The sequence below is a fragment of the Micromonospora sp. NPDC052213 genome, assembly GCF_040679695.1.
In the GTDB taxonomy this organism is placed as follows: Bacteria; Actinomycetota; Actinomycetes; order Mycobacteriales; family Micromonosporaceae; genus Micromonospora.
The window spans coordinates 1-1,525 of record NZ_JBFAVI010000345.1 but is presented as its reverse complement, the minus strand read 5'-3'; the positions used below and the strand labels follow the sequence as shown (position 1 = coordinate 1,525).

The 1,525-nt window shown below is 72.4% G+C and carries 1 protein-coding gene; it reads right to left on the bottom strand.

The genetic code is table 11. The annotated features are described in order from the left end of the window. Positions 1 to 216 precede the first annotated feature (216 nt). Positions 217 to 1,395 carry a peptidoglycan DD-metalloendopeptidase family protein gene (locus tag AB0L34_RS33775; RefSeq protein ID WP_363709729.1) on the bottom strand — a complete coding sequence of 393 codons (1,179 nt, stop codon included), beginning with the start codon at positions 1,393 to 1,395 and terminating at the stop codon, positions 217 to 219. Positions 1,396 to 1,525: the final 130 nt, after the last annotated feature.

The following is a 1,525-nucleotide window of genomic DNA, read 5'->3' as shown; positions in this document are numbered from 1 at the left end:
ATCGGCCGTGAGATCTCCGTGGCGTTGCGCGACGTCCCCGAGGGCACCCCGGTCATCGTGAAGGTCCTGCCATGACCCGGCCGGATCCCGCCGTCGGCGCCCCGACACCGGGCCGGTCGGCGGCTCCGAGGCGCTCCGCCCACCACCCGTCCCCGCGCCACGGCGGCCCCCACCGTCTCCGGCGGGGGCCGCTGCGGCGACGCTCGGTGGAGCCGGTCAGCACCAGCCGTTGACCGCGCCGTTCACGCCGGTCCACAGGAAGGCGTCGGAGACCCAACTGCCGTCGCTGAGCCGGTTCCACAGCGACGTGGTGCCGTACCGGCCGGTGTGGCTGGTGCCGTTGGCGGAGCAGGAGATGGTGACCGTCGCGCCGTCACCCACCGAGCCGAGCACGGCGTAGCCGGTGCCGGGGCCGGACCGCTTGTTCACCGTGCCCCCGCCGTTGGCGTCGACCACCGCCTGGTTGAAGCCCAGCGCGCCGTAGTTGTAGATCGCGCCACCGGCGCCCCGCCAGGTCGAGCCGTGCCGCGCCCCGCCCTGGTAGGCCGAGGCGCCGTTTTCGAACACCCACTTGCCGAGGCCGTGGCCGGCGATGGGCACGTAGGCGCTGTTCTGCCGGAGCCCGAAGTGGACGTGCCGGCCGTACGCGGCCCCGCCGCAGGTGACGTCGGTGCCCGTGTAGCCCAGGTAGGCGCCCTGGCCGACCGCCGTGCCGTTGGCCGAGATGTTGCTCCACAGGTGGTAGTAGTCGGTGGAGTAGCCGCGGTCGTGGATCACCCGGATCCACCCCCGGCACATCGTGTACGCCGTGCCGGCCCGGGCCGCGCGGACCACCTGGTCGCCGCCCGCGAGGTCGATCGAGCTGTACGGCGTCTCGTAGCCGCCCCAGCCGTGCGGGCCGCTGGTCAGCGTCCAGGTCTGGCCGACCGCGAACGGCAGGGCCATGCCGGTCCGGTAGTCGCCGCCCGCGTACATCGTGCCCGGGCTGCGGGTGAGGACGTCCTTCTCCTGCTTGCCGACCAGGGGCGACTCGGCGGCCAACTCGCCGAACTCCGCCTCGCCGTCGAAGCTCACCTGCCACCCGCCGGCCTCGGCGCGGGCGATGAAGATCGCGCCGGTCGGGTGGACGTCCTCCTCGTGGCCGGTGAGGGCGACGGCGGTGCCGAAGGCCCAGCGGCCGCTCTTTCGGGTGACGGTGACCCGGGTGTCGGGCTCCTCGGCGTGCGCCTCGCCGGCGACCCGGGCCTGCCCGAGCAGCTTGACGGTCACGGCCTGCTCGACGCTCGCCCGGGCCGGGTCCGGCGTGGGCGCGGCGGCGTGCGCAGCGGTGCCCGCGACCAGGAGTTCCGTCGCCAGGAGGGCCGTGGCTATGCCGGCCCATCGTCTGATGTGCACCATTGACGACCTCTCAAATTGAAGTACATCGCTAAGTGGTGCTGACGATAGACAGAACCAAGAATATTGTCTACATGTTGACACGCTTGCAATGAAGGTATGTTTCGGCCCGCCGGCCGCGTCGGCGAGG